This window comes from Caballeronia sp. LZ029 (assembly GCF_031451275.1).
GTDB classification, from domain to species: Bacteria; Pseudomonadota; Gammaproteobacteria; order Burkholderiales; family Burkholderiaceae; genus Caballeronia; species Caballeronia jiangsuensis.
Window position 1 is genome coordinate 145,545 of the sequence record NZ_JARUXO010000002.1, and the last position, 16,016, is coordinate 161,560.

Consider the following 16,016-nt stretch of genomic DNA (forward strand, 5'->3'; position numbering starts at 1 on the left):
CGCCCGCGATCGAGTCCGGATATAAGTCCGCAACCACCCTCCTTGCCACGCACAATTACCTTGCAAATGGGAGGCGACCATATAAGTAATGTCGGGTTTTGACGTAGGTTCGTTGCCAGACAAGCGTTTCAGGAGCGCTGGCGATGAACACGACCGGGAGCATCACCATGTCGATGCGCGAACTGGACCGACTCAGAGTGATTCAGGCCGTCGCCGAACGCCAATAGCAGCCAGGCGAAGGGACGCATCGAGCGCGCCGATTCGACCTTGCAGGGCCGCTTCGAGAAGGTCCGCTATAATCCTCGCCATGAAATTTCTCCGGACGATACTCCTTCTGCTGCTTTGCGCCATGCTGCCCATCAGTGGACTGGCGGCTAGCGGCCTGACCGGAGAATGTCCGATGCAAATGAGCATGGGTTCCGACGAAGGCAGCACAATGTCGTCGGAGATGCCGGGCTGCGAGACAATGAAATCGTCTCAGCCCGAAAAAGCCAAAGGCTCGTTTTGCAAGGTAACCGCGCAATGTCAGCTCGGTAGCCTCTATCACCCGGTGTCGCGCATCGAGATCACGCGTCCCGCCGGGTTCTCCACCTCCGTCGTCTTTCACTACGCGCAGTCGCTCACCGTCCGTGAACCGGCCGGTCTCTGGCGACCTCCGCGCACCGTCTAATCCCTCGCTGACAGGTTCGCCGCATGTGCGGCGAGGTCGTCCTGCGTCCAGGACGTGGAGTTCCTATGGAACTCCGCCGTTGGGGTTAGAACATGCCTTCAATGATAGGCACGCCGTCATACCGGCGTGCGCTTTTTGCGTCGCTCCTGCTCGCAAGCATGGCCGCGCACGCTCAGGAAACATCCATCACGCTTGAGGCTGCACTGCAAGCCGCGACCGACCACTCTGCCGCGATGGGCGCGGCGCAGGCCTCGGTACGAGCCAGCTCGGAAGCGGCCGTGCGAGCAGGTCAGTTGCCCGACCCGATGCTCAAGGCGGGGGTCGACAATCTGCCCGTGACCGGCCAGCAGAAGTTCACGATTGGCCAGGATTTCATGACGATGCGCCGCATCGGCATCGAGCAGGAGTGGGTGTCGAGTGAGAAGCGTCGACTGCGCTCCGCACTGGCGGACGATGTGGTCGAGCGCGAGCGGGCAGGCTATCTCGGACAACTTGCGAACACTCGCCAACAGACTGCAACAGCCTGGCTCAACGCGACTTATGCCAAGAAAGCGGTCGTGTTGCAGCAGGAACTCGCCGAGCACATGAACCATGAGCTCGAGGCGATCAAAGCCACCTATCGCGCTGCGAAATCGACTGCCGCCGATGTCATTCAAGCCAGGGCGATGCTTGCGCAAACGCAGGACCAATTGCTCAGGGCTCGACAGAGCTTGCAAACCGCGCTTATCGGTTTGTCGCGCTGGACCGCCACGCCGGTTTTGGACGTAAGCGGAGAGCCGCCCGCGCCGCTGTCGTATGTGACGATTCTGCCGCCTGAAGAGTTGCGCGAGGTTCAGCCCGTGCTCGTCGCCGCATCGCGGGACATTGCCATCGCCGATGCCGACATCTCCGTCGCGAACAGTAATCGCACTCCGAACTGGTCATGGGAAGTCGCCTACCAGCAACGCGGCGGGGCGTACTCGAACATGGCGTCGATTGGCGTCAGCATTCCACTTCCGATCAATCGCAAAGACCGCCAGGACCGGGATGTTGGCGAGAAAGCGGAACTGGCGACCCGGGCGCGGCTGATGTACGAGGACGCGCAGCGTCAGGTGGAAGCGGACATCCGCGCGCAGTCCGCCACTCTCGCGAGCGGGCGCGAACGCATCGCCAATCTCTCCAGGTCCCTGCTGCCGGCAGCCGACCAGCGTGTGCAGCTCGCGGCAGGTGCGTACAGGGCAGGCACGGGCTCGCTCGCCGACACCTTTGCTGCCAGACGTGCGCAACTCGACGCTGAACTTCAGGTGCTCGACCTGCAGCGCGACGTGTCGCAGACCTGGGCGCAGCTCGAATACCAGGTCGTGCCCGCCTCGATATCGGCTTCGATGTCCGCTAGCCAGTGAAGAGGAACAGCATGCAAACGAAACAACTGGCACGCGCGACCCTGATGATGTTTGCCGCAGCGGCGCTGCTCGGTGCCGGCTATATCGTCGGGATGCATCGTACGGCGGCGACGAATACGCCCGCCACCATGGCGGCTTCCGCTCCGGGCGACGAAACTGATCCAAAGACGGGGCGCAAGGTGCTGTACTGGCACGACCCGATGGTGCCCAACCAGCACTTCGACAAGCCGGGCAAGTCGCCTTTCATGAACATGCAGCTAGAGCCCGTCTATGCGGACGAAGGCGGCGGCGCCACAGGCATCAGGATCGATCCCGGCCTTCAGCAGAATCTCGGCATCCGCTACGCGACGGTGCGCCGGCAGGAAACGCCGGAAGGTTTCGATGCCGTCGGCACCACGCAGTTCGACGAATCACGGTCCGACGTCGTGCAATCACGCGTCACTGGGTACATCGACCACCTTTACGCCAGCGCGCCGATGCAGCAGATCAAAAAGGGCGCACCGATTGCGTCGCTGTTCGTTCCCGACTGGCTCGCGCCGCAGGAGGAATATCTCGCACTCAGGCGCAGCGGATTGGACAGCAGCATGCTGGAAGCGTCACGTGCGCGCATGCGGGCGCTGTCGATTCCGGACGGAGTCATCGCGGCGCTCGACAGGACCGGCAAGGCGCAGACCCATGTCGTGCTGTCGTCGCCTGAAACCGGCGTCGTGAGCGAACTGAACGTCAGGGATGGCGCGATGGTCACGCCGGGGCAGACGCTCGCCAAAATCGCGGGGCTCTCGAAGTTGTGGCTGGTCGTCGAAATCCCGGAGACGCTCGCCTTGAACGTGCAACCCGGGATGACCGTCGATGCGACATTCAGCGGCGACCCGTCCGAGCACTTCAAAGGTCAGATTCGTGAAATCCTGCCCGGCATCAGCACAACGAGCCGGACGCTGCAGGCACGCCTCGAACTCGACAACTCGGCGCTCAAGCTGACGCCGGGCATGCTGATGCGTGTGCGCGTCGCTGGCCAGAAGGCAGTGCCGCGGCTGCTGGTGCCTTCAGAAGCCGTCATCACAACCGGCAAACGCTCGGTCGTCATCGTGAAGAATGGCGACGGGCGCTTGCAACCTGTGCACGTCACCCTGGGCCACGATGTCGGCAACGAGACCGAGGTACTCAGCGGTCTGAACGACGGCGAGACTGTCGTCGCTTCCGGTCAATTCCTTATCGATTCCGACGCCAGCATCAAGTCGGTTCTGCCGAGGCTCGAAGGTCGCGCCGCACCCGCGACTAGTTCGGCTCCAGTCCCGGTCCCCGCCACGACTCGGACGTACGAGACCACCGGCAAGGTCGAGAAAGTGACGGCCAGCGACATCACCTTTTCGCACCAGCCCGTACCGGCCCTGAACTGGCCTGCAATGACGATGTCTTTCAGCAAGCCAGCACCCGATGCGTTTCCGGATGTGAAACCGGGAGAGACCATGCACTTCGATTTCCGGCAGTCCGGCGATGGCTACCAACTGATGAAGGTCGAACCGATCGGAGGCGCCAAGTGATTGCACGTCTGATCCGCTGGTCCATCCACAACCGCTTCCTCGTGTTGCTGGCCACGGTGCTGGTCACGGCGTGGGGCATCTACTCTGTCGCGGAGACACCGCTCGACGCGTTGCCCGACCCCTCCGACACCCAGGTCATCATCAAGGCCTCGTATCCGGGCAAAGCGCCGCAGGTCATCGAGGACCAGGTGACCTATCCGCTAACCACTACGCTGCTTGGTGTGCCGGGCGCAAAAACCATCCGCGGCTATTCGTCGTTCGGCGACGCGTTCGTCTACGTGCTCTTCGACGATAAGACCGACCAGTACTGGGCACGCTCGCGCGTGCTCGAATACCTGAATCAGGTGCAAAGCCGCCTGCCCTCGGGCGCGACGGTCTCGCTCGGGCCGGATGCGACCGGCGTGGGCTGGGTGTACGAGTACGCGCTCGTCGACAGAACCGGGCAGCACGACCTGGGGCAACTGCGCGCGCTGAACGACTGGTTCCTGAAGTTCGAACTGAAGGCGGTGCCCGATGTGTCGGAGGTGGCCAGCATTGGCGGCATGGTGCGCCAATATCAGGTTGTCCTCGACCCGGACAAACTGCGCGCATATGGCATCACCCAGGCGATGGTGGCCGATGCGCTGGGCAAGGCGAATCAGGAATCGGGCGGTTCGGTGGTCGAGATGGCGGAGTCCGAATATATGGTCCGCTCTTACGGTTATCTTCGCTCGCTGGATGATTTCCGCAATATCGTCCTGCGCACGAATGATGCGGGCACGCCAGTGCTGCTCGGCGATGTGGCGCGCATCCAGATCGGACCCGAGATGCGCCGCGGGATCGCGGAGCTCAACGGACAGGGCGAGGTCGCGGGCGGGGTCATCGTGATGCGATCGGGCAAGAACGCGCTGACGACCATCGACGCGGTCAAAGCGAAGCTCGCCGATCTGAAACGGTCATTGCCACCCGGCGTCGAGGTGGTAACGACTTACGATCGATCGCAGCTCATCGAGCGCGCGGTGAACAATCTCAAGAACAAGCTACTTGAGGAGTTCATCGTCGTTGGGATTGTCTGTGCAGTCTTTCTGTTCCATCTGCGCAGCGCTTTCGTGGCGATTCTGTCGTTACCGCTCGGCGTCCTCGCAGCGTTCATCGTGATGCGCTATCAGGGCGTCAACGCAAACCTGATGTCGCTCGGCGGCATCGCGATCGCCATCGGCGCGATGGTTGATGCAGCCATCGTGATGATCGAGAACGCACACAAGCACCTTGAGGCGTTCGAGCACGAGTTCCCCGGCACGCGGATTTCCGCCGCGCAACGTTGGGAACTCATTGCGACGTCCGCCGCGGAAGTAGGACCAGCCCTCTTCTTCTCCCTGCTCATCATTACGCTGTCATTTATCCCCGTGTTCTCGCTGGAGGGCCAGGAAGGCAAGCTGTTTTCGCCGCTCGCATTCACGAAGACCTACACCATCGCGGCAGCAGCCGGATTGTCGGTCACGCTCGTGCCCGTCCTGATGGGTTATCTCATCCGAGGCCGCATTCCGCATGAGAACGCCAACCCCATCAACCGCGTGCTGATCCGGCTCTACAAGCCGTTGCTCGAAGCGACGCTTCGACGCCCGTGGTTTGTGATCGGGCTCGCCGTGATGGCGCTGGCTGTCACGGTCATTCCGATCTCGCGCCTCGGCGGAGAATTCCTGCCGCCGCTCGATGAAGGCGACCTGCTGTACATGCCGACGGCGCTTCCCGGCATCTCGGCCGAGAAAGCGTCCGAACTCTTGCAACAGACCGACCGGCTCATCAAGACGGTTCCAGAGGTGGCGACCGTGTTCGGCAAGTCGGGCCGCGCCGACACGGCCACCGACCCCGCACCGCTCGAGATGTTCGAGACCACGATCCAGTTCAAGCCGCGGAGTCAGTGGCGTCCAGGCATGACACCCGAGAAGCTGGTCGACGAACTGGATGCGATAGTCAAGGTGCTGGGGTTGTCGAACGTGTGGGTGCCGCCTATCCGTAATCGCCTCGACATGCTGTCGACGGGCATCAAGACCCCCGTCGGGATCAAGATCTCGGGCGCGGACCTCTCGCAAATCGACCGGATTGCGACACAGGTCGAAGCCGCGGTGAAGGACCTGCCCGGCGTGAGCTCGGCACTCGCTGAACGTCTCAATGGTGGACGGTACATCGATGTCGATATCGACCGGTCGGCGGCCGCCCGTTACGGGCTCGGCGTGAGGGATATTCAGGCAGTCGTGTCCTCTGCGGTGGGCGGCGAGAACGTCGGCGAGATGATTGCCGGCCGCGAACGCTTCCCCATCAATATCCGCTATCCACGCGAAGTTCGGGACTCCCTCGAGAAGCTGCGACAACTGCCCGTCCTCACGGACCGTGGCGCGCAAATCCAGCTTGGCGACGTTGCGCACATCACGATTGCCGATGGTGCACCGATGATTCGCAGCGAGAACGCGCGTCTTTCGGGCTATGTCTACGTCGACATCCGTAATACGGACCTGCAGTCGGCGGTGAAAGCGATGCAGCGAGCGGTCGCAGAAAAGGTCGTCCTCCCTCCGGGCTATTCGATTGCCTGGTCCGGGCAGTTCGAGTACCTGGAGCGCGCGACGGCCAGGCTCCGAACCGTCATTCCCGTGACGCTGGTCGTCATCTTCGTGCTGCTTTTCCTGACCTTTAATTCGACGGCCGACGCGTTGCTGCTCATGTCGACGGTACCGTTCGCGCTGATCGGCGGACTCTGGTTCATCTGGATACTCGGGCATGCCGTATCAGTTGCCACTGCGGTCGGGTTCATCGCGCTCGCGGGTGTGGCTGCGGAATTCGGCGTCGTGATGTTGTTGTACCTGAAAGGCGCGCTCAACCGGCGTCTCGAAGATGGTGCACTGCTGACCGAGGCGCTGCTGTTCGATGCGATTCGCGAAGGCGCCGTGTTGCGGGTGAGGCCGAAAGCGATGACCGTTGCGGTCGTGCTGGCCGGTCTCATTCCGATCATGATCGGCGACGGTGCCGGGTCGGAGGTCATGCAACGTATCACCGCGCCGATGGTCGGTGGCATGGTCACGGCGCCAATTCTTTCGATGTTCGTGATTCCCGCAGTTTGGCTTCTGCTACAGCGCCGTCGCGCACGGCAGGTCAGCGCGACCCGAACTTACCATGCTGTACCTTCCGGCACGCAAGTGTCATCCACCCAATCTGGAGAAATTCAATGAAGAAATTGATCGTTGCATCTGCCGCTTGTGCAACCCTGTTTGCAGCCCCCGCGTTTGCGGGCGATGACATGGCTGGCATGAACATGGCAGCGAAGCCGTCGGCTGCAAAGGCCTCGTCGAAGACCGCGCTCACCGATGCGGAAGTCAAAAAGGTCGACGCCGCGACCGGTATGGTCACGCTCAAGCATGCCGCGCTTGAGAATGTGGGCATGCCGCCGATGACGATGGCGTTCAAGGCGAAGGATGCCGCGTTGCTCAAGCAGGTTCGCGAGGGTGACAAGGTCAGGGTCCGCGTCGAGAACGTTGACGGGAACCTGACGATTGTGAAGCTCGAAAGGCAGCCTTGATGGAATACGGTTCGGTATCTTAATAGGTGGCCACAGAAGTAGCCCGCTGCCGATGCCTCGATGCTTCTCGCCGCTCCCAACGATGCCGTCAGAACCTGTACTTGAGCCGGACCTGCCCACCGTTCTCAACCTCGTGCGCGGCAACGACCCCGTCGTACTCCAGACGCACATCGAGGCGCTTGGTCGTATACACCTCCACCCCGGCGGAGAACTTGCCCGCGACGTGCGCATTGGTGAGCGTATTGGTGAAGTTGCCGTAACCCGGAGCAGCGGCGAATGACGCGTCGGTCGTGTAGCTATTGCCTGCAATGAAGCTGACCCCGGCGCCGACATAGGCGTCGACTGTCGCTGACCCGATCTGCGCGCGCGTCCCGATCCGCAGATTCGGTGTGCCGCTCGCAATGACGCTGTTCGCGCTCTTCACCTTCAGGTTCAGCGCACCCGCACCGCTCTCCGTGTAGCCGGGGAGATTGACGTCGTTCAGATCGGCGTCGAGCGCCGGCTCCAGGTAGAAGCGGTCGAACGGGATCTGGTAGGCCGCGCGCAAGTGCAGTCCGAGCGTGTACGAATCGGGCGAGGCGGTCGCCACCGCGTTGGCGCCCGGGATGACGCGCGAGCTGTTCATCCAGCCGTAGCTGGCATCCGCCGCACCGGTGAAAGTCCACGGCCCGACCTCGTGCTTCAGCGCGACGACGCCCAGAAGCGCGTTGCCGTTGGCGCTGGTCAGATTGTCGTTGCCGGTGAAGCGGTCGGTCTCGTAGCCAATGGCGCCACCGAGGAACCAGCCGGGCTGCAGTTCGACCTGACCGCCGACCTTCATCGTCGAACCTTGCCAGCCGTAGCCGGGGAAGGAAGCGTCGGCGCTGCGGTTTTCCCACATGCCCGAGGCGCGGAACCACACGCAGGAGCCCTGCTTTCTCACTGTGGTGTCGTCATCGGCAAACACCGGGCAACTGAAGACGGAACGCGCGAACGCCTGGCTCGCCTGGTAGCGCGCCGCAGCGATGCCGAGCAGTTCCTGGCCGGAGACCGCGGTCAGCGTCTGCGCATAGCCCGACGCACTGCCGACGTTGCCGAAGGCTCCGAAGATGGGTGCGAAGGCGGGATCGGCACTGTTCCACAGCCGGTCCAGGTTGGATGCGACGCTCTGCTGTGTGGCCGAAGTACCCTTGCTCGCACCCACGAAATCCGCATCGGTCTTGATCGCGACGGAGTTGCCCTGCATCACTGGCGTGAAGCGGTAGACCGGCGTCGAGGTGCCCGCGAGCGTCGCATCGGGCTGGATTCCGCCGGCCGCCGTCAGCACGGTGCTCGTACTCTTCAGATAGCTCACCGGCTCGACCTGCACCTTGCCGGCAAGCGATGCGGTACCGGTAACATCGAGGACATCGGATCGCTTGTTGGCCGGATCGATCTGGACGTTCAGCGCGCCGGTCGGACTCTGCACGAGATTGCCGGTGAGCACCGTCTTGCCGACCGAATTGGCGCCGCCGACTTTGAGCGTTCCTGCGTTGTTCACCGTGCCGCCTCCGACGTTCAGCTTCGTGGGTGTGTCGATCACGCCGCCGGCCAGATTGTTGACGACACTGGTGCTGCCAATGTCGATGTCGCCGGTGATAGTGCCGGAGTTGTTGACCGTGGTGCTGACAGCCCCGCCCCCGTACACCGTGGGGTACGCCAGGATCGCGTATTTGCCTAAGGTCTGGATGGTGCCCTGGTTGGTGATGACGTTGTTATTGCCCCCCAGCAGACGGATTGCGGCAGCATCGCGATACTCCGGGTCCTGCCCCACCATCTTGCCCGTCGGGAAATTGGGATCGGTCGTGCCGCCTATGACTTTGGAGCCGGGCGCCAGGTTGATCGAGATGCGCCCGGCTGTCTGGCCGTCGCTCTGCGCCAGGATGCCGGCGGAGCCGACGCCTGTCGCCATGACCGTGTCGTTATTCCTGACGTTGACGAAGACCGGGCCGCCCGCGCCCGCGCCGCCCGCGCTGCCCTCTCCCATCACATTCGGCAAGTTGATTGCGTTGAAGTTGGAGACCACCAGACCGCCGCCGCCGCCGACCGATTGCGCGAAGATCGCCGGTGCGTACCGGCCGGTCGTCACGACCTTCCCGCCGTTTGCCACGATGACGTTGACGGTGCCGCCATTGCCGCTGTTGGCAAATACCGCGCCGTTCGTAGCGCCACCGTAGCCCTGTGGGGCGGACGGGTCGCCGGCAAAGCCCCCGCCACCGCCGACCGATTGTGCGACGATCCCATACGCGCCGTCGCCGCTGGTGGCTACAGTGTTATTGGTGTCGACAACAAGAACGTTGCCGCCATCGCCCTTCGCGCTACCGGCGCCGGAGGCCGTGTTCGCGATCTGTCCGCCCACCACGAACCCGCCCCCGCCGCCGATCGACTGCGCGACGATACCGTGCGCGTCGAGTCCGCTCGTCGTCACGTTGCCTTCCGTGTTGACACTGACGTCGCCGCCCTTTCCCGAACTGCCGTTCTGACCGCCGAAGCTCAATGTCACGCCGTAGACGTCGGCGAGCCGTCCCTGAGGATTCACGATGATTTTGGAGGGATCGAACGTCTCATCGCTGCTCGCGGTCGTCACGACACCGCCGCCGCCGCCGATGCTTTGCGCGAAGATGCCGACGCTGTGCTTGCCCAGTGTCGTGACCGAGCCGTTGTTGTCGACGCTCACGGTGCCGCCATTCCCGGCGCTTCCGCCATTGCCGCCCACGGCGACCGACAGGCTTTTCAGCGAACCGCTGATCGCCCCCGACATCGCGCCGTTGCCGCCGCCGCCGCCTACGCTCTGCGCGTACACGCCAAACGCTTCCACCCCCTGCGTCTCGACCGCGCCATTCGCATTCTGCACGACACTCACCGCACCGCCAGAGCCGGCCGCGCCGCCGCTGCCGCCCACCGCGACCGCGGCCTGCACCTTCGAATCATTGTTCGACTTGCCGACCGAACTCGCCGCGCCGCCGCTGCCGCCGCCGCCGCCAACGCTCTGCGCGAAGATGCCGTGGGATTGCGCGCCATAGGTGCCGATCGCGCCGGTGTTGCTGGTGTTCACCGCGCCGCCCTGGCCACCCGCGCCGCCGCTGCCGCCGACCGACACGCCAACGCTGATCTGCGACACGGTGCCCAGAACTTTCGATACTCCATCCGGCTGCGTGAGGAGCTTTTCCAGATCGCCATAAGTCGCCTTGATTTTTTCGCCGACCACGCCGACCTGCAGGATGTTGTTGCCCAGGTTCTGCACATCCTGGTTGAGGCCGAGGCCCTGACCCAGAATGCCGAACAGGGTCTGGGCGTTGGAGATCGTGTCGAGGCCGCCGCTGCCGCCCGCGGCCGCCGCGCCCTTGCCGCCCTTGCCCCCGCCGCCGCCAACGCTTTGCGCGAAGATGCCGGTCGACGCCGCGCCGCGGGTGACGATGTTGCCGTTGTTGGTCGTCGTCACCGTGTTGCCGTCGCCGCCGACGCCACCCTTGCCGCCGACACCGACGGCGATAGCATCCTTGCCGCCGCTGGCCGCAGCGGTACCGCCGCCGCCTGCGCCGCCGCCGCCGCCCACGCTCTGGGCGAACACGGCGTCCGAGCCGTCGCCGCGCGTCGCGATCGAACCGTCGTTGGTCAGGCCGACCGTGCCGCCCGTCCCCCCTGTTCCACCCGTTCCGCCTACCGCGATTGCCGCGCTGAAGCTGGCTTTGGCGTTAGCCGCCGTTGCCGAGGCATCGCCCGTGCCGCCATTGCCGCCGCCACCGCCAATCGACTGTGCGAACACGCCGTGAGCGTCCTGTCCCAGGGTGGCGATCAGCCCGGAGTTTTCCAGCTTGACGGCGCCGCCTGTGCCGCCCGTGCCGCCGCTGCCGCCGAGAGCCACGGAGACCGACAGGGACGCACCTTTGGCAGGCGACGCGGAGTAGGACGCGGCGGTTGCGTCGCCGCCCGTACCACCGCCGCCACCGACGGATTGCGCGAAAACGCCGGTCGCGCTGTCGCCCGCCGTGGTGATCAGCCCGGAATTATCGAGCGTGACGTTGCCGCCGGTGTTACCGGTCCCGCCGGCGCCGCCGATCGCGACGCTGACACTGATTGCAGGAATGTTGGGGCTGCCCGATGCGGCCACGGCACGCGCCGTGGCGCTGCCGCCGGAGCCGCCGCCGCCACCGATGCTTTGCAGCACGACACCTTCGGCATCCGAACCATACGTGGCAACCTGCCCCGTGTTGGTCAGCGAAACCGCGCCAGCCGCGCCGCCTCCGCCGCCTTGTCCGCCAATGGCAACCGAGCTCGACAGGGGGCCGCCGACCGTGAACGCTGTAGCGTTGCCGCCATTGCCGCCACCGCCGCCGATCGACTGGGCCTTGATGCCGGCTGCGTGGTCGCCATGGGTCGTGACGAGCGCGCCGTTGTCGACCGTGACCTGGCCTCCCGAGCCGCCACCGTGGGCATCCCCGCCGATCACCATGGTGATCAGCCCGCCGCCGGCCGACGTTGCGTTGCCGGCATTGCCGCCCGAACCGCCGATGCTTTGCGCGAGTATCCCCGCGCCACCGCTCTGGTCGAGGCTGCCAAATACGCTGTTCTGGCCCAGCGTGAGTTTCACCGCGCCACCATTGCCGCCCTGGCCGCCGTTGCCGCCGATCTGGAAACCCGCACCAACGGTGACGCCGCTGGCGTCGCCGCCACTTCCGCCGCCACCGCCGATGCTCTGGGCGATCAGCGGGATGCTGCCTTCGCCCGATGTGCTGCCGGCCGTGACGAAGGCGTGGTCCGAGTTCACCGTGACCGCACCGCCATCGCCGCCCGCTGCACCTGCACCGCCCGCGCCGTTCAGCACGAAGCTGACACTACCGCCATTGCCCCCGCCGCCGCCGATACTCTGCACCAGGGCGCCATGCGTATATGGGCCGTTCGTTTTGATTGTCGCCGTGTTCGTCGCGTCTCCAAGGGCCAGCGAAGCGCTCCCGCCGGCGCCTGCCTTACCGCCATTGCCGCCTTCACCCACGGTAGTGCCCTGGGCGCCGTCACCGACACCGCCGGCGCCCCCATTGGCCTGCACCAGCACCGCCTCGCCCCCGATCAAACCGGCAGCAGACTGCCCTGCCGGAACATTCGCGGTGTAATCGATGGAGCCAAGGATGGTGGCGCTCGCGCTGCCCGCATTCCCGCCGTTGCCGCCCGCACCGCCCTCATTGCGGATGTTGCCGTCGATGGCCGTGCCACCTTCCCCGCCCGCTCCGCCATTCGCCTTGGCGGTTACGCCGCTGCCCGGCTGATACTGACTGTTCACCGGTTGCATCTGATCGGAGAAAGCGATCTGGCCACTGCTGCCGAGTTCCGCGCTGGCTGTGCCGCCGTTACCTCCGTCGCCGCCGGTCCCGCCAAAACTGCCACTTCCACCCAACGCGCCGCCAGCGTAGCCGCCCTTACCGCCATCGGCGTTTGCCTGCATCGGAAAGATCTGGCCTATAGGGGCGCTGGCGGTCAGACTGCCGTTCTGATACGCAAGTGTCGCGGTACCGCCGGCGCCGCCATCGCCGCCCTTGCCTCCATGGCCTTCCACGGCAAGATCACCCGGAGTGGGCGAGTTACCACCTTCCCCGCCGGCCCCGCCCAGGGCGTACGCGCGAAGGCCGACACCATAGAACTGAATATTGCCTGAGGCGTTGAGCGCTGCCTGACCACCCCGCCCCCCTTGTCCCCCGTTGCCGCCATAGAGTGGCTGTCTGCCTTGGGCATTGGACTCGGCACCCGCTCCGCCGGTACCGCCATTGGCTTCCACGTCGAGCGCGACTTCCGGAAGGACACCTTTCGAGTCGGGACCAACCGTGCCGCTGAACTGTACGGAGACCGCGCCGCCATTGCCACCCGCTCCGCCGTCTCCCGTGTGGGCGGAGCCATTGTCGTCATACCCGCCCTGTCCGCCGGCACCGCCGTCACCACCGTTGACGGACCATTCCGCTCCCATCGTGGGGCTGATGATGGTCGGCGCGAAGCCCCCCTTCACCGTAATCCCGCTGTTGACGCTGTTGAAGGAACCACCCGACTGACCAGCGAAGCCATCCTGGCCGTCGCCGTTCCAGGAGCCGTCGTCAGCGCCTTTGCATCCCCTTTGCCCCGAGGCGTTCAGGTAATACTGGGGCAGCGGCGCTGCGCCAAACGACTGATTGGAGAAGTTGGTCTGTGCCGGCGCCGCAGGCAGCGCGGGGTTGGCGCTGTTGCTGCACTGGGCGCGCGCCGCGACCGGAACGAGCAGCGTAGCAAGGGCCAACGCAACCACCGTTCTACGCCTGGCTCCGCAGCCATCCTCTGCAAAGAGCGCCGAGGTCGCTGCCCGCGCGGACTCACAATTCGATGAATGTTTGAATATGTACATGATCTTTCCCAAACTGGTTGCAGTCTTTTAAAAAAGACATCGAATTTGTCTGCGAGTCGCGCAGAGACTGGTTTTGCTAGCGATCCGGATCGATCGAGAAAATCCGATTTCTGGACGCTACGAATGAACGGCAGTCGGCACTGGCAATTGAGGCCTGTAAAATCGAGTCTCGCCAGTGTGATTAATCTTTAAATGTCGCAATGCGCTTTAATGAGTTCCGAATAGGCCTCAGCCAATATCTGTCTCATTACACGAGTCGGCCCTGTCTGAGTTCGCACTCAATGCGCATTTGAAATAACACCAATCACTTGCGCTTATTCTGGATAGTGCTCGTGGTGAATTAGAGATTTATTAGTAGGAGGGAACGACGCGTGCCGCTAGCGGGGCTTTGTTCGATTCAGTTCTTGCGGTAAAGATGGGGGACCTGATTAGCACCTCGAGATTCTCAAAATGACATCCTCGAATCTTCCACCGCTGCCGCGTTGGCGCACCGCGTTGAAAACGGCGCCGTGTCGTTCGTCTTTGGATGACACAGCGAAACGTGCGGAGAGTGCGATGAGTGGACGCGATTTTCTTGAACCGGGGCCGCTTCCGGCCATAGACGGCGTGCGAATCGGCGAGCTGATCGGATTCAGCGGCGACGGAGCGTCCGCGCTCGTCGTCATTCCCGGTCAGCCGGCGGGCGCGGCCCTGATGGCGCGCACGGTCACCGATCTGCGCGGCGTGCATATCGGCCGCCAGGTGGCGCTGATGTTCGAGGCAGGCGATCCCGCCCGGCCGATCATCATCGGCTGTCTGCTCGGCACGGAATCCTGGCCGCTCGACGACCTGCCCGGGCAGGTCGAAGTCGACGCCGACGGCAAGCGGCTCGTCGTGACGGCCACAGATGAAATGGTGCTGCGCTGTGGCAAGGCGAGCATCACGCTCACGCGCGCCGGACACGTGCGCATACGCGGCAGCAGCGTATCGAGTAGTGCGTCGGGCACGAATCGCATTTTCGGCGGATCGGTTCAGATCAACTGACGCACGGCGTGCACAAAATGGAAGCTCGTGAACACGTGCCGACGCTCAGGCCGCGCGAGCCGGCGGCGGATGCCGCGAGCGGCGTGCTGTTTCGCGTGCTCGACCAGCATGTGGAGGACGCCGCCGGTCTGCGCAGGGTTCGCTCGCGGCTCGTGCGCGCGCCGCACGTGAGATTGTCCGACCTGGCCCGGCTCGACGAGCGCTTGGCAGCGCACCTCGATGGCATTGCCGTGGCGGGCCGCGCGGGAGTGCGTTCGAGCATTCAGGCGCTCGAGCGCACGGGCAAGGGCGAGCTTTTCACTGCCGCCATCGGATGCATAGAGAGCCAGTCCGATCCGGCGATTCTGCGGCTGATCGCACTGGGCCAGGCCGTGCCCGATGCGCGGCCGGGCCTCCATTCGGCGTTCGGCTGGGTGAGCGCGAGCCGGCTCTCGGGCGTCGTCGCGATGCTGCTCGCGTGCGAGGATCCGGCCGCCCGGCTCGCGGGGCTCGAAGGATGCGTGCAGCATCGCGTCGATCCGAAGCGTCATCTGGATATGGCGCTCGTCTCCGGCGACCCTGCGCTGCGGGCGGCTGCATTGCGCTGCGCGGGCGAGATCGGCCGCGTCGATCTCCTCGATGCATGCGAATCCCGCCTCGATGACCCGGACGCGTCGTGTCGATTCCACGCCGCGCGCTCGGCGCTGTTGCTCGGCAATCGCCAGGCTCCGCTCGCCATCCTCCGCGAACTTTCGCTCACGACCTCGGCGTTCAGCGAGACTGCTCTCGCGCTCACCGCAAGCGTGCTGCCACCTGCCGACGCGCATCGCTGGCTGGAGGAGATCGCGGCACGGCAGGAAGGCGTGCGCGGGCTGATTCGAGCCATCGGCTTTGCCGGCGATCCGCGGTACGTCCACTGGCTGACCGGACATATGGGCGATGAGCGCCTCGCCCGGCTCGCTGGAGAAGCGTTCAGCCTCATCACGGGCGCGGACTTCGTGCGGCTTCGGCTCGAGCGGCCGAAGTCTCACGAAGACTCCGATGCCGCCCAGGAGGAAGACGACGGCGCGCCGTGGCCAGATCCCGACAAAGCGCGTGCGTGGTGGGAAGAAAACAGGACGCGAATGCCGGGCAAAGTGCGTCATTTCATGGGCGCGCTGCCGTCGAAAGCGCAGTACGTCGGCGTTTTGCGCAACGGCGCACAGCGGCAGCGTGCGGCGGCGGCCATGCAGATGCGTCTCGCCGATCCGCGCGGCGTGCTCTTCAACTGCGCCGCGCCAGCGTGGCGGCAGAAGCGCGCGTTGCTGGCGTCGATTTAACAGGCCTTCCTGCGTCGGTGTGCGCATCGAGGGGCGCAGGGCCGTCATGACGGCAGACACGCGGCCTCTTTCAAAAACGAGTCGCGCGGATCGTTTAAAGAACGCGAGACCAAGGCGGATTCGGATTATCCGTTGCCAACCGGCCGCACCCATGCGCGCGAACTCGTCCG

General features: G+C 64.5%; 8 protein-coding genes. 7 read left to right on the top strand and 1 reads right to left on the bottom strand.

The window, feature by feature from the left end:
- Nucleotides 1-307 precede the first annotated feature (307 nt).
- From QCE73_RS15695 to QCE73_RS15715, 5 genes are all read left to right on the top strand, one after another.
- The gene (locus QCE73_RS15695) at nucleotides 308-670 is read left to right on the top strand and encodes a hypothetical protein (RefSeq protein ID WP_309882175.1); all 363 of its coding nucleotides are present in this window, start codon (nucleotides 308-310) and stop codon (nucleotides 668-670) included.
- Nucleotides 671-762: 92 nt separating this feature from the next.
- Entirely contained in the window at nucleotides 763-2,052 is a 1,290-nt protein-coding gene (locus QCE73_RS15700; protein WP_309882177.1) for a TolC family protein, read from the top strand.
- Nucleotides 2,053-2,063: 11 nt separating this feature from the next.
- Nucleotides 2,064-3,593 (top strand): efflux RND transporter periplasmic adaptor subunit, encoded by a 1,530-nt coding sequence (locus QCE73_RS15705; protein ID WP_309882179.1) that lies wholly within the window; start codon nucleotides 2,064-2,066, stop codon nucleotides 3,591-3,593.
- On the top strand, nucleotides 3,590-6,796 hold the full coding sequence (locus QCE73_RS15710; protein ID WP_309882181.1) for an efflux RND transporter permease subunit: 3,207 nt from the start codon (nucleotides 3,590-3,592) through the stop codon (nucleotides 6,794-6,796). The genes QCE73_RS15705 and QCE73_RS15710 overlap by 4 nt, the downstream gene beginning before the upstream one ends.
- On the top strand, nucleotides 6,793-7,143 hold the full coding sequence (locus tag QCE73_RS15715; RefSeq protein ID WP_309882183.1) for a copper-binding protein: 351 nt from the start codon (nucleotides 6,793-6,795) through the stop codon (nucleotides 7,141-7,143). The genes QCE73_RS15710 and QCE73_RS15715 overlap by 4 nt, the downstream gene beginning before the upstream one ends.
- 88 nt (nucleotides 7,144-7,231) lie before the next feature.
- On the opposite strand, the gene QCE73_RS15720 is transcribed toward QCE73_RS15715, so the two are convergent.
- Complete coding sequence (locus tag QCE73_RS15720; protein WP_309882185.1) at nucleotides 7,232-13,429, bottom strand: autotransporter outer membrane beta-barrel domain-containing protein; 6,198 nt, start codon at nucleotides 13,427-13,429, stop codon at nucleotides 7,232-7,234.
- 651 nt (nucleotides 13,430-14,080) lie between these two features.
- Between QCE73_RS15720 and QCE73_RS15725 the strand changes: the two genes are divergently transcribed.
- Nucleotides 14,081-14,548, top strand: a complete 468-nt coding sequence (locus QCE73_RS15725; RefSeq protein WP_309882187.1) for a DUF6484 domain-containing protein — start codon at nucleotides 14,081-14,083, stop codon at nucleotides 14,546-14,548.
- 17 nt (nucleotides 14,549-14,565) lie between these two features.
- Nucleotides 14,566-15,846 carry a TIGR02270 family protein gene (locus QCE73_RS15730; protein WP_309882188.1) on the top strand — a complete coding sequence of 427 codons (1,281 nt, stop codon included), beginning with the start codon at nucleotides 14,566-14,568 and terminating at the stop codon, nucleotides 15,844-15,846.
- Nucleotides 15,847-16,016: the final 170 nt, after the last annotated feature.

What these genes read in the sequence shown, in the direction of transcription:
- QCE73_RS15695 (WP_309882175.1), top strand. Translation starts at nt 308, where the DNA reads ATGAAATTTCTCCGGACGATACTCCTTCTGCTGCTTTGCGCCATGCTG.
- QCE73_RS15700 (WP_309882177.1), top strand. Translation starts at nt 763, where the DNA reads ATGCCTTCAATGATAGGCACGCCGTCATACCGGCGTGCGCTTTTTGCG.
- QCE73_RS15705 (WP_309882179.1), top strand. Translation starts at nt 2,064, where the DNA reads ATGCAAACGAAACAACTGGCACGCGCGACCCTGATGATGTTTGCCGCA.
- QCE73_RS15715 (WP_309882183.1), top strand. Translation starts at nt 6,793, where the DNA reads ATGAAGAAATTGATCGTTGCATCTGCCGCTTGTGCAACCCTGTTTGCA.
- QCE73_RS15725 (WP_309882187.1), top strand. Translation starts at nt 14,081, where the DNA reads ATGAGTGGACGCGATTTTCTTGAACCGGGGCCGCTTCCGGCCATAGAC.
- QCE73_RS15730 (WP_309882188.1), top strand. Translation starts at nt 14,566, where the DNA reads ATGGAAGCTCGTGAACACGTGCCGACGCTCAGGCCGCGCGAGCCGGCG.